The sequence below is a fragment of the Pseudomonas antarctica genome, assembly GCF_900624995.1.
GTDB lineage: Bacteria > Pseudomonadota > Gammaproteobacteria > Pseudomonadales > Pseudomonadaceae > Aquipseudomonas > Aquipseudomonas antarctica.
Genome location: NZ_UYXQ01000028.1, coordinates 18635 through 36334, shown reverse-complemented (window position 1 = coordinate 36334; position 17700 = coordinate 18635). Strand labels below are relative to the sequence as shown.

Sequence of the window (17700 nt, the reverse complement as noted above, 5' to 3'; positions counted from 1 at the left end):
GCCGACGCTGACCGATTAGCTCAGGCAACTCTGCTCCCCCATTGGCTTTTCTGTTGCTCGCACAATTCTGAACAATTGTTCTGAGTTTGGTATTTCCCTACGTCACTAAGGGATAGTTCCTACAGGAAAGCTTGGTCGGGTCATTAGACGCCGGCGCCCTGATGCGAACCGCTCAGGACCACCTATCGTTATAGCTTTCCGTGTGTAAGGAAGCTCACGATATGTTGCGAAACCTACCCATCAGTGCTTCAGGCCGGTTGCGACTGTTCATCGGGGCCGCCTTGTGCAGCCAACTGTTCATGCCCGGCTTTGCCATGGCTGATCCCGCCTACGATGCCCTGATCATTCAGGCGCGCAACGGCAACTTCACGCCAGCCCTCACTCAATTACGCCAACTGCCTGCCGAGCGCCAGACGCCAGGCCAGATCAGCGATCACATTGTCATTGCCGGGTGGGCCGGGCAAGGCACCGAAGTGCTCAAGGTGTATGAGGCCCAGGGCAAAAATCGCAACCTGACCCCCCAGGCATTGGCCACGGTGGCCCGTACTTATCGCAATCAAAAGCAGTGGCCGCAGGCCCTGGCGGTGTATCAAAAAGCGCTGCTGCGCGAGCCGAATAACGTCGACCTGCAACTCGGCCAGGCCCTGACCCAGGCCGACGGCGGCCAAACCAATGAAGCGGTGCAACGCACACGTGCATTGGTGGCGGCGCAACCGAACGACCCCAACCGCCGCATGGCCCTGGGTTATGCGCTGACCCGCGCGGGCTTGAACTACGACGCCCTGTTCGAGTTCGACCAGGCCTTTATTCGCGCGGGCGACACACCTGACGTGGTCCGCGAATACATCATCGCCCTGCAACGTGCCCGCCTGCCGGAACCGGCGTTGCGCCTGTCGGCCAAGCATCCGGGCGTACTCGACGCGGTGACCCAACGCCGCCTGGAGGGCGACCTCGCCGCCGAGCGCGTGCGCATGGCCGAGTTCGCCACGCGCACCGAGAAAGAACGTTACGTGATCGCCGACCGTGCCCTCAACGATTACGACAAGCTGCTCACACGCTGGACGCCCGACCCCAGCGCCCACGAAGACGTAGTGCGCTGGCGCATCGACCGTCTCGGTGCCCTCAAGGCGCGGGCGCGTACGGCGGATGTGGTCCGCGAGTACGAAATCCTTAACGGCGAAGGCGTGCAATTGCCCACCTACGCCGTGCGCTGGGTGGCCGCTGCTTACCTCGATCAACGCCAGCCGGAAAAAGCCGAGCCGTTGTATCGCCAGGCGCTGACGGCCTCGGATGCGGACCCGGGCGATCACGTCGAAGACAGCACTGCGTTGTTCTACGCCCTGCTCGAAAGCGATAAGGTCAAAGAAGCGCGTGAAGTCGCCAGCAACCTGGCCAACACCCAAAACCCGCGCGTCGAGCTCAAGGGCCTGCCCATCGGTAACCCCAACGACAGCTGGATGGACGCGCAACAACTGTCGGCGCAGGCCGGCACTTACGGTGGCGACCTGCCTGGCAGCGAGGCCGGCCTGGAAGCGTTGGTGGCGAAAGCCCCAGGTAACGTGGGCTTGCGCCTGGCCCAGGCCGATATGTACCGCGCCCGTGACTGGCCGCGCCGCGCCGAAGGCACCCTCAAGGAAACCGAAGCCCAGGCCCCGCGTGATATCGGCCTGGAAGTGAACCAGGCCTACACCGCCATGGACCTGCAGGAATGGCGGCAAATGGACGTGCTGACCGATGACGTGCTGGCCCGCAACCCGGACAGCCGCCAAGTGCAGCGCCTGCGTCGCTTGTGTGATGTGCACGACATGGCGGAACTGCGCGTCGAGGCCTACACCGGTAAAAGCTACGGCGGCGGCAATAACGGCGACACCGGCGCGGTCGCCGGTAGCCGTGATTGGGGCATCGAAAGCGTGCTCTACACGCCGCCTATCGACGAAGACTGGCGCCTGTTCGCTGGAGCCGGTTATGCCACTGCTGATTTCACCGAAAGCACCGGCCAGCACCGCTGGCAACGGGTTGGCGTGGAGCGTCGCACCCGCGACATGACTCTGCAGGCCGAAGTCTCCAATCACTCCTATGGCTATGGCTCCAAGCAAGGCGCGAGCGTGTCGATCGCTCGCGACATCAACGACAACTGGCAGTATGGCGCCAGCCTCGGCTACCTGCTGACCACCACACCGTTACGGGCACTGAACGCCGATGTCACGGCCAACGGTGGCAGTGGTTTTATCCGCTGGCGCGCGAATGAAAGCCGCGAGTGGAAGCTGTCCTTGAGCCCGTCCCACTTCAGCGACGGCAACAACCGGCTCGAAGCCTTGCTCACCGGCCGTGAGGGCATCTACAGCTCGCCGGGCGTGCAAGTGGACCTGGGCCTGGAAGTCGGCGCCAGCCGCAACACCAAGGAAGACACGGTGTACTTCAACCCCAAGTCTGACCTCAGCGTGTTGCCCACCGTGACGGTCAACCACGTGCTCTATCACCGCTACGAGACCCAGTGGAGTCAGCAGTTCCAAGTCGGCGCGGGTACGTATAGCCAGCGGGACTATTCCACCGGTGGTGTTGGCTTGATCGGCTATGGCCAACGCGTTCGCTGGAACGACGTGCTGGAAGCCGGCGCGAACCTGAGCCTGATCAGCCGACCTTATGACGGTGATCGCGAACGCGATCTGCGCTTGCTCGTCGACCTCACTTACCGTTTCTAAAAGAGCCTGACCATGACCGTCCTCAGCCGTTGCTTGTTGGTCCTGGGTGTATTGCTGGCCACTGCCTGCGCCCAGCAACCCGCGCCCTTTACCCCACCCGCCGAGCGGCCGACCCTGGCCAATGAAGCGCCGTGGCCGCAAAACCATTTCCTGGGCATTGCCTACCACGACGTCGAAGACCGCGACCCTGATCAGGCGGTGGTGGCGGTGCGTACCGAGCGTTTGATCGAACAATTGGCCTGGCTGCGCGAGAATGGCTACCAGGCGGTCAGCGTCGACCAGATCCTGGCCGCGCGTCGTGGCGGCCCCGAGTTGCCGCCCAAAGCCATCATGCTCAGCTTCGATGACGGCTACTCCAGCTTCTACACCCGCGTCATGCCGATTCTGCGCGCCTATCACTGGCCGGCCTTGCTGGCGCCGGTGGGGTATTGGATCGATACGCCGCTCAATCAACCGGTGGACTTCGCCGGCTCGCCGCGCCCACGTGGGGAATTCCTGACCTGGCAACAGATTCGCGAGGTGTCCCAGTCCGGCCTGGTGGAAATCGCCGCGCATACCGACAACAACCACAAAGGGATCCTCGCCAACCCCCAGGGCAACCTGGAACCGGCGGCGACCAGCCTGCGCTTTGACCCGGCCACCGGGCGTTACGAGGACCAGGCGACATTCGATGCGCGCATGCGGGCTGATGTTGCGGCGATCTCCAACAAGATCCGCACCGTGACCGGCAAAGCACCACGTGTATGGGTGTGGCCATACGGCGCGGCCAAGGGCACGTCGCTGGCGATCGTCGGTGAGCAGGGCTATCAGATGGCCCTGACCCTGGAAGACGGTCTCGACAGCCTCGGCAACCTGATGAGCAGCCCACGCTTCCTGGTAGCTTCCGACCCGGACGGCGAGCACTTCGCTAACAGCATGGTGGCGGTGCAAGCCCAGGCTCCGCTGCGCGTGCTGCACGTGGACCTGGACAACGTCTACGACCCGGACCCAGCCCAACAAGCGCGCAACCTCGACCAGCTGGTGCAACGGGTGGTGGACATGGGTGCAGGCACCGTGTTCCTGCAAGCGTTCGCCGACCCCAAGGGTGACGGCCTGGTGCATTCGCTGTACTTCCCCAACCGCCACTTGCCGGTGCGCGCTGACCTGTTCAACCGCGTTTCCTGGCAACTGCACACCCGTGCCCATGCCAGTGTGTATGCGTGGATGCCCGTGCTCAGCTTCGCCCTCGACCCCAAGCTGCCACGTGTGACCCGCTGGGACCCGGAAACCGGCAAGGTTGGCCTCGACCCGGATCAATACAAGCGCTTGTCGCCGTTTGATCCGCAAGTACGCAAGATCATTGGCGAGATCTACGAAGACCTGGCGCGCAACAGTGCCATCGACGGTGTGCTGTACCACGACGATGCGGTGCTCTCCGACTTCGAAGACGCCAGCCCTGCCGCGCTCAAGGCCTATGCCGCTAACGGCTTGCCGGGCAGCATCGCTGCGTTGCGCGCCGACCCGGCGGTGATGCAACGCTGGACACGCTTCAAGAGCCGCTACCTGATCGACTTCACCCATGAGCTGACCGCCAAGGTCCGCGCCATCGGTGGCCCGCAGATATTGACCGCGCGCAATATCTTCGCCGAGCCAATGCTCAACCCGGCCAGCGAAGCCTGGTTCGCACAGAACCTCGATGATTTCCTTCAGGCCTACGACTGGACCGCGCCGATGGCGATGCCACTGATGGAAGGGCAGGAACTGAAAGCGTCCAACGCCTGGCTGGAAAAACTGGTCGCCACGATCAAGGCGCGCCCTGGCGCACTGGACAAAACCGTCTTTGAGTTGCAAGCCAAGGACTGGCGTACCCCCGCCGCTCCAGACCTCAGCGGTGCGCAAATGGCCGAATGGATGGGTGTGCTCAAGCGCCAGGGAGTCAAGAGTTTTGGCTACTACCCGGACAACTTCCTGGAAAACTCGCCGGACTTGAAGACAGTCCGTCCGGCCCTGTCCAACCAATGGAACCCTTGACCATGTTCGACAGACTCTTGGCTTTATTCGTGTTGGCACTGGTGTTGGGTGTGCCCCTTGGCCTGATCTTTTTGGTCACCGGGCAGTTCCTGATGGACTTCGTGTTTTTCTACCCGCTGTTCATGTCGGCGCTGTGGATCGCTGGCGGGCTGTACTTCTGGTTGCACTGGGAGCGTCACTGGCCCTGGAAAGAAGACACCCCCGCGCCAACCCTGGCCGGCAACCCGCTGATCTCGATCATCATCCCTTGCTACAACGAGGGCGATAACGCCGCCGAAACGATTCACGCAGCGCTGGGCCAGCTGTACCCGAACATCGAAGTAATCGCCGTCAACGATGGCTCCAAAGACAACACCGCCGCAGTACTCGATGCCCTGGCATTGCAGCACCCACGCCTGCGCGTGCTGCACCTGGCGCAGAACCAGGGCAAAGCCGTGGCCTTGCGCATGGGCGCCGTGGCCGCGCGCAGTGAATACCTGGTGTGCATTGACGGCGATGCTTTGCTCGACAAAAACGCGGCGGCCTACATGGTGGCGCCGATGCTGGACAACCCGCGCCTGGGCGCCGTGACCGGCAACCCACGCATCCGCACGCGTTCAACCTTGATCGGCCGGGTGCAGGTGGGCGAGTTCTCCTCGATCATCGGCTTGATCAAGCGGACCCAGCGGGTGTTCGGTCGGATCTTCACGGTGTCGGGTGTGGTGGTGGCGTTTCGCAAGAAGGCGCTGGACCGCATCGACTACTGGAGCACCGACATGATCACCGAGGACATCGATGTCAGTTGGAAGCTGCAACTCGATCACTGGGCGATCTTCTACGAGCCGCGCGCCTTGTGCTGGATCCTCATGCCCGAAACCGTCGGTGGCCTGTGGAAACAACGTCTGCGCTGGGCCCAGGGCGGTGCCGAGGTGCTGTTCAAAAACATCCGTGGCATCTGGCAATGGCGCCACCGCTACCTGTGGCCGCTGCTGTTTGAATACTGCCTGTCCACCGGTTGGGCCTTCACCTTCCTGCTGTCGGTGATCTTCTGGGGCGTGGGTAAATTCGTGGTGCTGCCACAGGCGATTGCTGTGGATTCGCTGATGCCACCGGCGTTTACCGGGCTGGTGTTGGCGATGGTGTGCCTGCTGCAGTTTGCGGTGAGCATCCTGATCGACCGGCGCTACGAAAAAGACCTGTGGAAAACCCTGTTCTGGACCGTGTGGTACCCAATGGTGTTCTGGCTGGTCAGCTTGTTCACCACCTTGGTCAGCTTTCCCAAGGTGCTCTTCAACCAGCACCAGAAACGTGCGCGCTGGGTCAGCCCGGACCGCGGTATTAAACCTAGTGAAGAGGAGGCGTGACCATGAAACTGGTCAGAACTCGCCAGAACTCAGTGATGTGGGTCATCGATGTGCTGTTGACCCTGCTGGCCTGGGCCGGGCTGATTTGGCTGTTGGCGCGTGGGATTAGCGCAATGCTGGAAACCCACAGCGGCCCGCGCATTGAAGCGCCGATTTTTGCGGCGCTCAATACCTTGCAGATCTACCTGTGGATCGCTCTGTTCAATGCGGTGATCTTGATCAGCTGGGCGCGTTATCAACAACGTCGCGGCCGCAAGTTCGCCCAGCGTCGCGCCGAGGCCAATGCGCTCACTGACAAAAACCTGAGCGAAAGTTTCAAGTTGGGCGACGGCCACCTGGAGCAGTTTCGCAAGCCGGGTGTACTGGTGATCCATAACGACGAGGAGGGCGGGGTGGAAGACGTGAAGTCGCACGTGTCCCGCGATGTGGAGCGGCCAGGGCTGATCTTAGTGCCGGGTGCGCAAAAGGACAAAGACGCAGGCTAGAAGCACTGGGCGCCTTGTGGCAAGCCCGCTCGCCACAGGAAGCCCGCTGGCTAAAACAAGCTCTGTCTCCACAAGAAGCACTGCGCCAGACTAATCCGATAAATGGGATCCAATTCACAAAACCACCGCGAACTTTTCTGTATTTCCCGGTACTAACCTAACTCGGCAAGCACTTGATGGCTAACTAATGGCCTATTGTCAGCGCTTGTTCGGACCGCTATCAAAACAGTTGCCGCTTGTCGGAATAAAACTTCCAGCAACAGGCTGTAACTCTTTTTTGATGATTATTTATTGTTATCTATCAATGGGTTGCAGGTTTAACTAGTACGAATGTGCAACTAATCCAGTTTCTTGGATAAGCGCAAGTTCGATGTTAGTATGCCGCCCCTTGATTTTCGATGGATCGAACATGTCTTCGTTATTGCCACGGACTCGGTACTTGCTGTGCACTTTTCTGCTCGCTTACTTGAGCCTGAACACTGCCATGGCCGCCCCCACACCTGGGGATCAAGACCTGATCCGTGACCGGCAAAACCGCTTGCTCGAAGAGCAGCAGCGGCGCCTGCAAGAACTGCAGGACCTGCCCGGCAAAGAAGCCAAGCCCCAGGCCCCGGCCTTGCCGGCGGACACGCGCTGCTTCCCGATCAAAGACATCGAACTCAAGGGTGCCGACAGCCTGGCCGCCGCAGACCGCGAGCGCCTGCTCAAGCCCTACATCGGCGAGTGCCTGGGCGTCTCGCAGCTCAATGAGTTGCTTAAGGTCATCACCGACTACTACATCACCAAAGGCCGCGTCACCAGCCGCGCCTACCTGCCGCAACAAGACCTCTCCAGCGGCCATCTGCAAGTGCTGGTGGTCGAAGGCAAACTCGAAGCCTTGAAAAGCGCCGAAGGCAGCACGGTGACCGACCGCGAACTGGCCATGGCCTTTCCCGGCAAGGTCGGCGAGGCGCTGAACCTGCGCGAAGTCGAGCAACTGGTGGACCAACTGAATCGCTTGCCCTCCAAGCAGGCGCAAATGGAACTGACCCCCGGCCGCCAGATCGGCGGCAGCGACGTGGTGGTCAAGAACACCGCGCAAAAGCCCTGGCGCGCCAGCCTGTCGCGTAACAACGACGGCCAGAAAAGCACCGGCGAACAGCAGTGGGGCGCAGGCCTTGAGTGGGACAGCCCGCTCGGCCTGGCTGACCAACTGGTACTGCGCGGCGGCCACGATGCCGTCAGCGACCACCAGAAAACCTCGAAAAACACCATGCTCTACTACAACGTGCCGTGGGGCTGGTGGAACTTCAGTTACACCTACAGCGAGAGCGATTACCGCGCCCTGGGTTACACCGACACCTTCAAGTTCAAACAGTCGGGCGACAACCAGAACCACCAGTTTCGCGCCGAGCGGGTGATCCATCGTGACGACGTGAGCAAGACCTCGCTCAACGTTGGCCTGGCGCACCTGCGCACCAACAACTACATCAACGAGGCTCACCTCGAGACCAGCAGCAACCGCCTCAGCGAACTGCAACTGGGCATCAACCATGGACGGCGTATCGGCAATGCGTTCGTCAACCTCGACTTGGGCATGCAAAACGGCATCGGTGCCTTCGATGCTCAAGCCAACGACGAGCGCGACGCGTACGGCAATCGCCAGCCCAGTGCGCGCTATCGCAAATACACGGCCACCGTCAGCTACCTGCAGCCGTTCACGTTGTGGGGCGAGTCGTTCAGCTTTTCCAGCCTGGCCACCGGCCAACACAGCGAAGACATCTTGTTCAGCCCCCAGCGCATGAGCCTGGGTGGCTCGGCCTCGGTGCGCGGTTTCAAAGACCAGCAACTCAACGGCGACAGCGGCGGTTACTGGCGCAACGACGTGCGCTGGGCCCGCCCGGTGACCTGGGATTGGATGCGCCCAGCCTTTGCCGAGTACGGCGCCAGCGTCGGCTACGACCAAGGCGTGATCAGCAATGGCCGCTACAACGGCGAACTGCACGGCCGGGTCTCCAGCAACTCGTTGGAGCTGTTCGCCCGTGGCAAATACGTCAGCACCAGCGTGACCTTTGCGCACTCTTTGGAACGCCCGGCAGTGATGAGCGAGCGCGAAGCGCCGATCTACTTCCGCATGGATTTCTTCCTGTAATTCAACGCCCCGTTACATCGAGACTATGACAATGGATGTTCGCCACTTTGCCTTCCTGGCCCGCCAACCTTCTGCTGCGCTGAAGCCGCGAGATTCGTTCTTCGGCTTGCCCAAGCGCGGCTTGGTGCTGATCCTGGCTAACGCGCTGTTCTGGCAGCCGCTGCTGGCCCAGGCCGAAGGCATCGTGGTCAGCGCGCCGGGTACCACGGTCGGCCAAGCCGGCAATGGCGTGCCCGTGGTGAACATCGCTACGCCCAATGGCAGTGGCTTGTCGCATAACCAATTCAAGGACTACAACGTCGGCCCCAACGGCGTGATCCTCAACAACGCCACGGGCGCGGTGACCAACACCCAGCTGGGCGGCTATATCATCGGCAACCCCAACCTCAAGGGCGGCGCGGCCAGCGTTATCCTCAACGAAGTCAACGGCGGCAGCCCAAGCCAGTTGCGCGGTTACACCGAAGTGGCGGGGCAGTCGGCCAAGGTCATCGTCGCCAACCCTTACGGCATCACGTGCAGCGGTTGCGGTTTTATCAACACCCCCAACGTGACCCTGACCACCGGCAAACCGGTGCTCGACGCGAGCGGCCAGTTGCAGCGTTATCAGGTCGACGGCGGCGCCGTGACCATCGACGGCCAGGGCCTCAACGCCAGTAACGTCGACCGCTTCGAAATCATCACCCGCTCGGCCAAGATCAATGCGCAGATCAACGCGCGTGAATTGACCGTGATCGCCGGGCGTAACGACGTCGATGCGCAAAGCCTGAAAACCACCACGCGCGCTGACGACGGCAGCGCCAAACCAAAATTGGCCATCGATTCCTCGGCGCTGGGCGGCATGTACGCCGGTGCGATCAAACTGGTCGGCACCGAAGCCGGTGTGGGCGTGAAACTCGACGGCACGCTGGCCGCCAGCGGCGGCGATATCCAGCTGGATGCCAACGGCCACTTGAGCATGGCGCAGACGTCGGCCACCGGTAACGTCAACGTCACCGCGCAAAACGTCAACCTCACCGACAAGGTCTACGCCACCGGCAACGTGCAGGTCACCAGCGCCCAAGCCTTGGTCAACCAACAAAGCGTGGCCGCCGGCCAACGCATCGAACTCAACGCGGCCACCGTCACCAACCCCGGCATCATCGAAGCTGGCGTAGCGGCGGACAACAGCCGCAACGCCACCGGCGACCTGGTGGTGAACGCGCAAACCCTCAACACCAGCGGCAACTTGCTGGCCAGCCGCGCCTTGGCGATCACTGCCGCGCAAGCGCTGACCAACCAGGGCGCAATCATCCAGGCCAAAACCGTCAGCGTCAGCACCGCCAACCTGACCAACCAAGGCACCACGGCACGCCTGTACGGCGAGCAAAACCTGGCGCTCAGCGCGCCGGCCATCGCCAACCTTGGCGGGCTGATTCGCTTCGGTGAAGGCCAGGCCGCGACCCTCGACAGCGCCGCCCTGGACAACCGCCAAGGCCGCATCGAAATGGCTGGCGGCAGCCTGGTGCTGACCAGTGCCGCGCTCAATAACAGCGGCGGGCAAGTCATCGCCAACAACCTGACCGTCAACGCGGGCAGCCTGAACAACCAGAACGGCGTGCTGGTGGCCAGTGCCCTCACCGTGAATGCCGGCGACCTCGACAACAGCCTCAAGGGCCTGATCCAGGCTGACAACGGCGCGCTGAACCTCACCGTCGCCAATGCCTTCAACAACAGCCAGGGTTTCGCCCAGGCCAGCACCGATCTGAACCTCAACGCCGGCAGCCTCAGCAGCAACGCCAACGGCGTGCTGAGCGCCAACACCGGCAAGTTGACCCTCGCCACCGCGCAACAGCTCAACAACGTCCAGGGCCGCTTGCAGGCGGGGCAGGGCGATGTCGAGCTGCATGCGGCGAACCTGGATAACCAAAGCGGCGTGATCGTCGGCAAGCAACTGCTGCTCGACGTAAGCGGCGGCGACATCGACAACCGCGCTGGGCGCGTGGTGGGTGACCATCTCGACGTGCGCGCCTCGGGCCTGGACAACCGCAACGCGGGCCTGCTGGCCGGTGGCGCGCCGGGTGTGAGCCTGCTGCTCAAAGGCCCGGGCCAATTGCTCAACGCCCAAGGCCGCATTCAAAGCGAAGGCCTGTTGCAGCTGCAAGGCGAGCGCCTGGACAACAGCGCCGGCATCCTGATCGGCACGTCGGTTGACGTCACCGCGCAGCACCTCAACAACAGCAGCAAAGGCTCGCTGGTCAGCAACGGCGGCGACGTAACCCTCAACGTCAGCAACCTGCTGACCAATGCTGGCGGCGTGATCGACGCGGGCGAGCGCAGCGTGCTGGTCAAGGCCCTCACTACGCTGAACAACAGCGGTGGGACCTTGCGCGGCAAGCGCCTCGACATCGCCGCGCAGCACCTGAACAACGACGCCGGCCAACTGCTTGCCGGCAACCAAGGCCTGAGCTACAGCGGCCAGGACGTGAGCAACCGCAAAGGCTTGATCCTCAGCGGCGGCGCCCACACTCAGCTCGACACCGCCAGCCTGGATAACCTCGGCGGCACCGTGCAAGGCGACACCCTGACCGTCACTGCCAACACGGTCGATAACAGCAGCGGCGGCTTGATTGCCAGCCTGCTTGGCAACCTGCAACTGACCGTCGAAGCCCTGGCCAACCGTGGCGGCAAATTGTTCGGTAAAGAACAGGTGACGATCAGCGGCGCCACCCTCGACAACAGCGCGGGCGGCCAGATCAGCGGCAACCAGATCAACCTCATCTCACGCGACACGCTCACCAACCGAGGCGGCCTGATCGAAGCCAACCAGGGCCTGACCCTCAACGGCGGCAACCTCGACAACAGCGCAGGCGGGCAACTGCGCGCGCTGGGCGGCGCCACTAGTAGCCTTAACCTCAGCGCCACCCTCAACAACCAGAACGGCACCCTCGAATTCGGCAGCGCGGCGTTCAGCCTCGACGCCACGCAACTGAACAACCAAGGCGGCCAGTTGCAACACGCGGGCACCGGCCTGTTCCGCATCAACACCACCAGCCTCACCGGCAGCCAGGGCAACATCAATGGCCTGGGCACGGCTGACTGGGCCTTCGGCAACGTCGATGGCCTGGGCCGCGTGCAACTCAACGAGGCCCTCACTTACCGAAGCGCCCAAGGCCTGAACCTTAAGGCCGGCGACCGCATGGCCAGCAGCAAGGGCTTGACCCTCGACGTGGCCAGCCTGAACAACGGCGGCGAACTGCTCAGCGACGGCAACGTGAGCATCACGCTCAGCGGCGACCTGAACAACAGCGGCCGCATTGCGACCCAGCAAAACCTCAGCGTGACGGCTAACAACCTCAGCCAGAATGGCGGGCGCTTGGCGGGCAACAACACCCAGCTCAAACTGAGCGGCACCCTCGACAACCTCGGTTTCCTTACTGCGCGTCAGCAGCTGGACATCGCGGCGGCACAAATCGGCAACCGTGGCACGATGGGCGCCCAAGGCGCGGTGAACCTCACTGCCGTCAACGGCATCACCAACGGCGCCGATTCGCTGCTGTTCAGCGGTGGCGACCTGACGCTGCGCGCCAATGGTTTCGCCAACAGCTACGGCGACGTCTACAGCAAAGGCAACCTCACGTTTGCGGGCGCGGATGGCGGGCGTGCGGTGCTGTTCAGCAACCGCTCCGGCACGGTTGAAAGCGAAGGCTACATCGGTATCAATGCCGGCTTTATCGAAAACGCCAAAGACGTCTTCGAATTGGGGCAGACGCTCCAGACCGGCAGCTTGAGCTGGGTCTGTGGACAGCACTGCGGCGAGAAAGACAGCTGGCGGCGCGGCACCATCACCATCAACGAGACCTACCTTGAAGCGGCGATTAAGGATTCGGCGTCGGCGCGGCTGGTAGCCGGCCAAGACATGGTTCTGCAAGGTGACAACGTGCAGAACCGCAACAGCCTGATGGCCGCTAACGGCAACCTGAGCATCGCCGCCCTGGATTTTCTCAACGAAGGCTCCGGTACACGCACCGGGCAGCGCAAAATCGTCATCGGCACGCCGGGGCATGTGGACAAGCATCTGTGGGAGGGTATGGAGGGCACCTACGTCCCTGAGTTCAACAATGCGACGGCGGCCGGCCATTTTGACCAAGCGAAATTCGAAGCCCTCAAAGCCCTGTCACCCAACAGTGCACCGTTCAAGCAAGCGAGCGACGTCACCACCTGGACCCCCAACGGCGGCCTCGCCTACGACGCGACCCTGCAGGCCGGCGGAGCCGTTGACCTGTCCAAAGTCACGCGCAAGGCGCAAAACGGCACGCTGCGCGAAAACACTCTTGAGCAACTGACTGGCACCCTCGGCAACGACCAGACCGGCATCCCCGTCGGTGGCATCAATATCAACCTCAGCAAGCACGTCAACGATGCCAGCGCCCAAGCGCCAGGCTCCGTGCTGCCCGTGGTGACCCTCGCGCCGGGCGGCGGCTTCGTACCCGTGGACTACACCGGCACGCCGTTCGCCCCGGTCGACCCCACCACCTCGCCGTATTTCCAACTGCCCAAGGGCGACTATGGCCTGTTCGTCAAAAGCGCCGACCCCACCAGCCACTACCTGATCGAAACCAACCCCGAGTTCACCACCGCATCGGGCTTCTTTAGCTCCGACTACATGCTCGGCAAACTCGGCTACACCGCCGACAACGCCTGGCGCCGCCTCGGCGATGGCCAATACGAGACCCGCCTGATTCGCGACGCGGTACTCGCACAAACCGGCCAGCGCTTCCTGGCGGGCGGCCTGCTCAGCGACGCCGACCAGTTCCGCTACCTGATGGACAACGCCTTAGCCAGCAAAGACGCGCTGCGCCTGAGCGTCGGCGTGACACTCACCGGCCAGCAAGTCGGCGCCCTGACCCACGACATCGTGTGGATGGAAAACCGCGTGGTCGATGGCCAGACCGTGCTCGTGCCGGTGCTCTACCTGGCCCAGGCCGAATCGCGCAACGTGCGCGGCAACAGCCTGATCCAGGGCCGTGACCTCAACCTGGTCACCGGTGGCGACCTGGTCAACGTCGGCACCCTGCGTGCCAGCAACAACCTCTCCGCCGTCAGCAGCGGCAGCATCTACAACGGCGGCCTGATGGAAGCCGGCAACAACCTGAGCCTGCTGGCCCAAGACAGCATCCGCAACGCCATGGGCGGCGAAATTCGTGGCAGCCAAGTCAGCCTTGCCAGCATCAAAGGCGACATCACCAACGACAACACCGCGATCCAAGTGCGTGAAGGCGTGGGCATGCGCACCCTCACCGATGCCAGCGCGAGCACCATCACCGCGCGTGGCAACCTGGCCATTGACGCCGGGCGCGACCTCAACAACCACGGCGCACTGGTCGCCGGCAACGACGCCAACCTCACCGCCGGCCGCGACCTCAACCTGGTCGCCGCCAGCGACACCAGCGTGATCCACAAAACCATCGACGGCGGCGAAAAATCCACCATCACCACCGACGTCAAAAACCTCGCCGCCACCGTCACGGCAGGCGGCAACCTCGACATGCAGGCCGGGCAAGACGTCAACATCATCGGCAGCAACGCCACCGCCGGCAAAGACCTGAACATCCAGGCCGGACGCGACCTCAACGTCGCCTCCGTCAGCGACATGCACAACGTCGAAGGCAAAGAAAAAGACGGCAAAAAACGCATCAAGACAGCGGATGAGCAGACCACGCAAGTAGCCAGCGTACTGACGGCGGGCGCGAACTTTACCAGCCAGGCCGGGCGCGATACGACGCTGGTGGCGAGCAAGATCAGTGCGGGCAATGAAGCGTATCTGTACAGCGGCGATAAGTTGAACCTGCTGGCGGCGCAGAACAGCACGCATACGTTGTATGACATGAAGGAGAACGGTGGGTGGGGCGCGAAAAAAGAACAGCGCGACGAAGTAACCCGTACCACAAACGTTGGGACTGAGATCAAGACTGGCGGCAACCTCACCTTGATCAGTGAAGGTGACCAGCGTTACCAGGTCGCAAAACTTAATAGTGGTAAGGACATCATCCTCAACAGTGGCGGGGCCATCGCCTTCGAAGGCGTCAAAGACCTTCATGATGAAAGCCATACCAAGAGCAAGGGCGACCTGGCCTGGTTCAGCGCCAAGGGTAAAGGCAACACCGACGAAACACTTCGCCAGAGTGAAATGATCGCTCAAGGGCAGGTCGTTATCAAAGCGGTCGATGGGTTGAAGATCGATGTCCGGCAGGTGGACCAGCAAACGGTAAGTCAGACCATTGATACCATGGTCAAAGCCGATCCGAATATGGCTTGGCTCAAGGATGCTGAAAAGCGCGGTGACGTGGATTGGCGCCAAGTCAAAGAGATCCACGATAGCTTCAAATACAGCAATTCCGGCTTAGGTGCAGGTTCGCAGATCGTCATTGCGATCCTGATGGCCGCATTTGTCGGGCCGTTGGCAATGACTGCTGCCGCGGGTGCCGGAGCTGGCGTAGCCGTCGCGGCGGGAGCGGGGGCCGTAGCGGCGGGTGCTGCGACCAATGCGACGGTCAGCGTGGTTAATAATCGCGGCAACTTGGGGGCGGTATTCAAGGATGTCACCTCTTCGGATGCTTTGAAGGGGTATGCGATTTCCGGTGTCACCGCTGGATTGACCGCAGCTTATTTTGATGGCTGGACCGGAACTCATACTGATCAGGCGACCAAGCAAATTACGGGGCCACAGCTCAACACATGGACAGGTGTAGGGCAGTTTGCCGCGAACCAGACATTGCAAGGCGGGACTTCAACGCTATTGAGTAAAGCGTTGGGGCAGGGCGGTAGCGGAAGTGAGGCACTGAAAACTGCGCTGTTCAATACCTTGGCAGCGGCAAGCTTCAATGCCGTCGGCGACTACACGAAAAAATGGAACATCGATAACGGTTCAATTCCGAAGATTGCGATCCATGCAATGGTCGGTGGCCTGTTGGCCGAAGCCACAGGTGGAGACTTCCGTACAGGCGCATTGGCAGCCGGGGCCAATGAGGCACTTGTTGTACAACTGAACGACATAGTGAAGGGCGACAAGACATTGTTGTCCATGAGTTCTCAACTGGTCGGCGTGCTGGCAGCGGCCACACAAAAAGATGCGGACGCGAGCAAGCTGGAGAAGGGCGGCTGGGTGGCAAAAAACGCTACGCAGTACAACCATCAACTTCACAAGTCTCAAGCCGATGCGCTGGATGAGCAGCGACGCTTCCATCCGGAAAGAGCTGATCGTTTGAATGCCGCGGCCTGTGCTTTGGTGGGTTGCGCCGAGTCGATCCCGACCGACCATGAATCCTATAAGGACTTCAAGGCACTTCAGGATCGCGGCGCGACTTATGCTGCGGAGATCGCCTTGCTTGAATCGACCGGCCAGTTCGGCGGGCGTAGTTGGCAAGATTGGAGCGACGATACGCTCAATGCTCATGGCAAGGCGGTGCAGGTCATTGGCGCAAGCAAAGACACTGCGTTGGGTCTTGCGGGAGGGGCCACCGCTTACACGGGCATGTTGCTGTCGTCACCCGCGTGTGTTGGTGTTGTGACGTGTGCCTTGCCAATCGGGCTGGGCGCGCTTGGCACTATCTCGATGGTGGGGGCGTGGGATTCTGCAAGCCGGATTACGGCGGATTTCAAGTCCAGCGAGCCCGACCGAGTAATGGCTTCTTTCTTTCCGCAAACCTTTCCTGGCGAGTCGAGCGCAACGTCTGACTTGGCATGGGGAGCGGCAAAATCCGCGGCTCAGGCGGCTCTGTTTGGTGGAGCGAGTAAATACTTTAGTGGTCAGCTAGCTGGAGAGCTTGCTGCGACAAACAAGGTAGTACCGAAAGAGATCCCAGCGCCTGTTAAGGGTGGATTGGACCTGTCGAAGGTCGACGTTTTGACCATTAAGGATGCGCGCAAGCTTGAGGGCGAAAATAAAGGTTTAATCTTTGTACAAGAGCCTCAAGGTGACTTCAGCAAGCCGTTCGTGAAATTCGAAGCGGGTACAACGGGAGCATTTTCCGATGTCCTATCGCAGCGTAAGGCAGTACCTGCGATACGGTTTGACAACCCCAATCCCAACGGTAACAATTTCGTGAAGTTTGACGGTGTAGAAGACATTGGCGGCATCACTTTAATTGACCGAAAAACAGCACTTACATCGTTTGATAAACAAATTCAAAGCGTTCAGAGAGTGTCGAGTGCGTTGAAGCAAAATCCTGGCATAAAAGCGGTTTTTGAATTTCCAAATCAAAAAGCGGCTGATAGAGCAACTAATATTTTGATTGAGCAAAATATCAGAAACATTACTGTGAGGGTGGCACCCTAATGACTAAGTACAAACTTGAGTTTCGTCATAGACCCCTATTTTCAGAGCCTATTGAAGGTAGGCACAGTCGCTTTCTGGAAAAGTTGTCTAGCTTAGGTTCGCCATGGGATTTGGCCGGTACTCCTAAAGCTCCAGATAGTGGGAGCGAGCTTATTGTCTCTGTCTCGTTAGACAAGGTGCTCCCGTCGGGCGTGAAGGGGCGAGTTTCATATGCGCTCCGGAGTGAGAAATATTTAGAAGATGACGCTCAATTTGATGACACGCTCTTTGTTGAGTTCTCAAGCAATAAAGTTGATTACTCAGATTTATTGAAAAGAGTTTTCCCTAGGTATGTAGAGGCTTTTGGCGCCTACAGGGCGGCGCTGCATGATTGGTCTATTACGAGAGGCGATTGGCCCGAAGTTGTGGCTGCCTGCGATGCTACCCAGAAAGATATTAATGGTAGAGACGGTGTTTTTCGTATAAATGCGGCTAATTTTTTTGATGGAGAATTGTGCCTTCGCGCCTTTGGAAAAAGTCCGCAACAGGTCGTTGACTGCTTAAAGGGGCACGTTGAAGAAGTTTCCGAGCTCGCGGGGGGCGTATTGATTGTCGTTAGTTATACTCCGCTGTCCTCCAACGAAATAATGAGCGCGGGTGAACGATTAAAGGCGCTACTGGGTGAGTAACGTTTTTCACTAACGCCGCAGGGGCTCAGGCTGAGAGGCAGGCGTCG

The 17700-nt window shown here is 60.8% G+C and carries 7 protein-coding genes; all 7 read left to right on the top strand.

Features of this window, described 5'->3' with window-relative positions:
* Positions 1-221: 221 nt before the first annotated feature.
* The 7 genes from pgaA to E0F99_RS16215 all read left to right on the top strand — a co-directional run bounded on the left by pgaA (position 222) and on the right by E0F99_RS16215 (position 17653).
* Positions 222-2702 (top strand): poly-beta-1,6 N-acetyl-D-glucosamine export porin PgaA, encoded by a 2481-nt coding sequence (gene pgaA, locus E0F99_RS16245; protein WP_083355861.1) that lies wholly within the window; start codon positions 222-224, stop codon positions 2700-2702.
* A 12-nt stretch (positions 2703-2714) separates the two neighbouring features.
* The gene (gene pgaB, locus E0F99_RS16240) at positions 2715-4712 is read left to right on the top strand and encodes a poly-beta-1,6-N-acetyl-D-glucosamine N-deacetylase PgaB (RefSeq protein ID WP_083355860.1); all 1998 of its coding nucleotides are present in this window, start codon (positions 2715-2717) and stop codon (positions 4710-4712) included.
* Positions 4713-4714: 2 nt separating this feature from the next.
* On the top strand, positions 4715-6055 hold the full coding sequence (gene pgaC / locus E0F99_RS16235) for a poly-beta-1,6-N-acetyl-D-glucosamine synthase (protein WP_083355859.1): 1341 nt from the start codon (positions 4715-4717) through the stop codon (positions 6053-6055).
* A 2-nt stretch (positions 6056-6057) separates the two neighbouring features.
* Positions 6058-6540 carry a poly-beta-1,6-N-acetyl-D-glucosamine biosynthesis protein PgaD gene (gene pgaD / locus E0F99_RS16230; protein WP_083355858.1) on the top strand — a complete coding sequence of 161 codons (483 nt, stop codon included), beginning with the start codon at positions 6058-6060 and terminating at the stop codon, positions 6538-6540.
* 409 nt (positions 6541-6949) lie between these two features.
* A complete protein-coding gene (locus E0F99_RS16225; protein ID WP_083355857.1) occupies positions 6950-8671 on the top strand; it encodes a ShlB/FhaC/HecB family hemolysin secretion/activation protein in 1722 nt (573 codons plus the stop codon).
* 31 nt (positions 8672-8702) lie between these two features.
* Complete coding sequence (locus tag E0F99_RS16220) at positions 8703-16985, top strand: two-partner secretion domain-containing protein (protein ID WP_232000117.1); 8283 nt, start codon at positions 8703-8705, stop codon at positions 16983-16985.
* Complete coding sequence (locus E0F99_RS16215) at positions 16985-17653, top strand: hypothetical protein (protein ID WP_083355856.1); 669 nt, start codon at positions 16985-16987, stop codon at positions 17651-17653. Before E0F99_RS16220 ends, E0F99_RS16215 begins: the two co-directional genes overlap by 1 nt.
* Positions 17654-17700 lie beyond the last annotated feature (47 nt).

Coding starts and splice junctions, on each gene's coding strand:
- E0F99_RS16220 (WP_232000117.1), top strand. CDS start 8,703: ATGGATGTTCGCCACTTTGCCTTCCTGGCCCGCCAACCTTCTGCTGCG.
- pgaB (WP_083355860.1), top strand. CDS start 2,715: ATGACCGTCCTCAGCCGTTGCTTGTTGGTCCTGGGTGTATTGCTGGCC.
- pgaC (WP_083355859.1), top strand. CDS start 4,715: ATGTTCGACAGACTCTTGGCTTTATTCGTGTTGGCACTGGTGTTGGGT.
- E0F99_RS16225 (WP_083355857.1), top strand. CDS start 6,950: ATGTCTTCGTTATTGCCACGGACTCGGTACTTGCTGTGCACTTTTCTG.
- pgaA (WP_083355861.1), top strand. CDS start 222: ATGTTGCGAAACCTACCCATCAGTGCTTCAGGCCGGTTGCGACTGTTC.
- pgaD (WP_083355858.1), top strand. CDS start 6,058: ATGAAACTGGTCAGAACTCGCCAGAACTCAGTGATGTGGGTCATCGAT.
- E0F99_RS16215 (WP_083355856.1), top strand. CDS start 16,985: ATGACTAAGTACAAACTTGAGTTTCGTCATAGACCCCTATTTTCAGAG.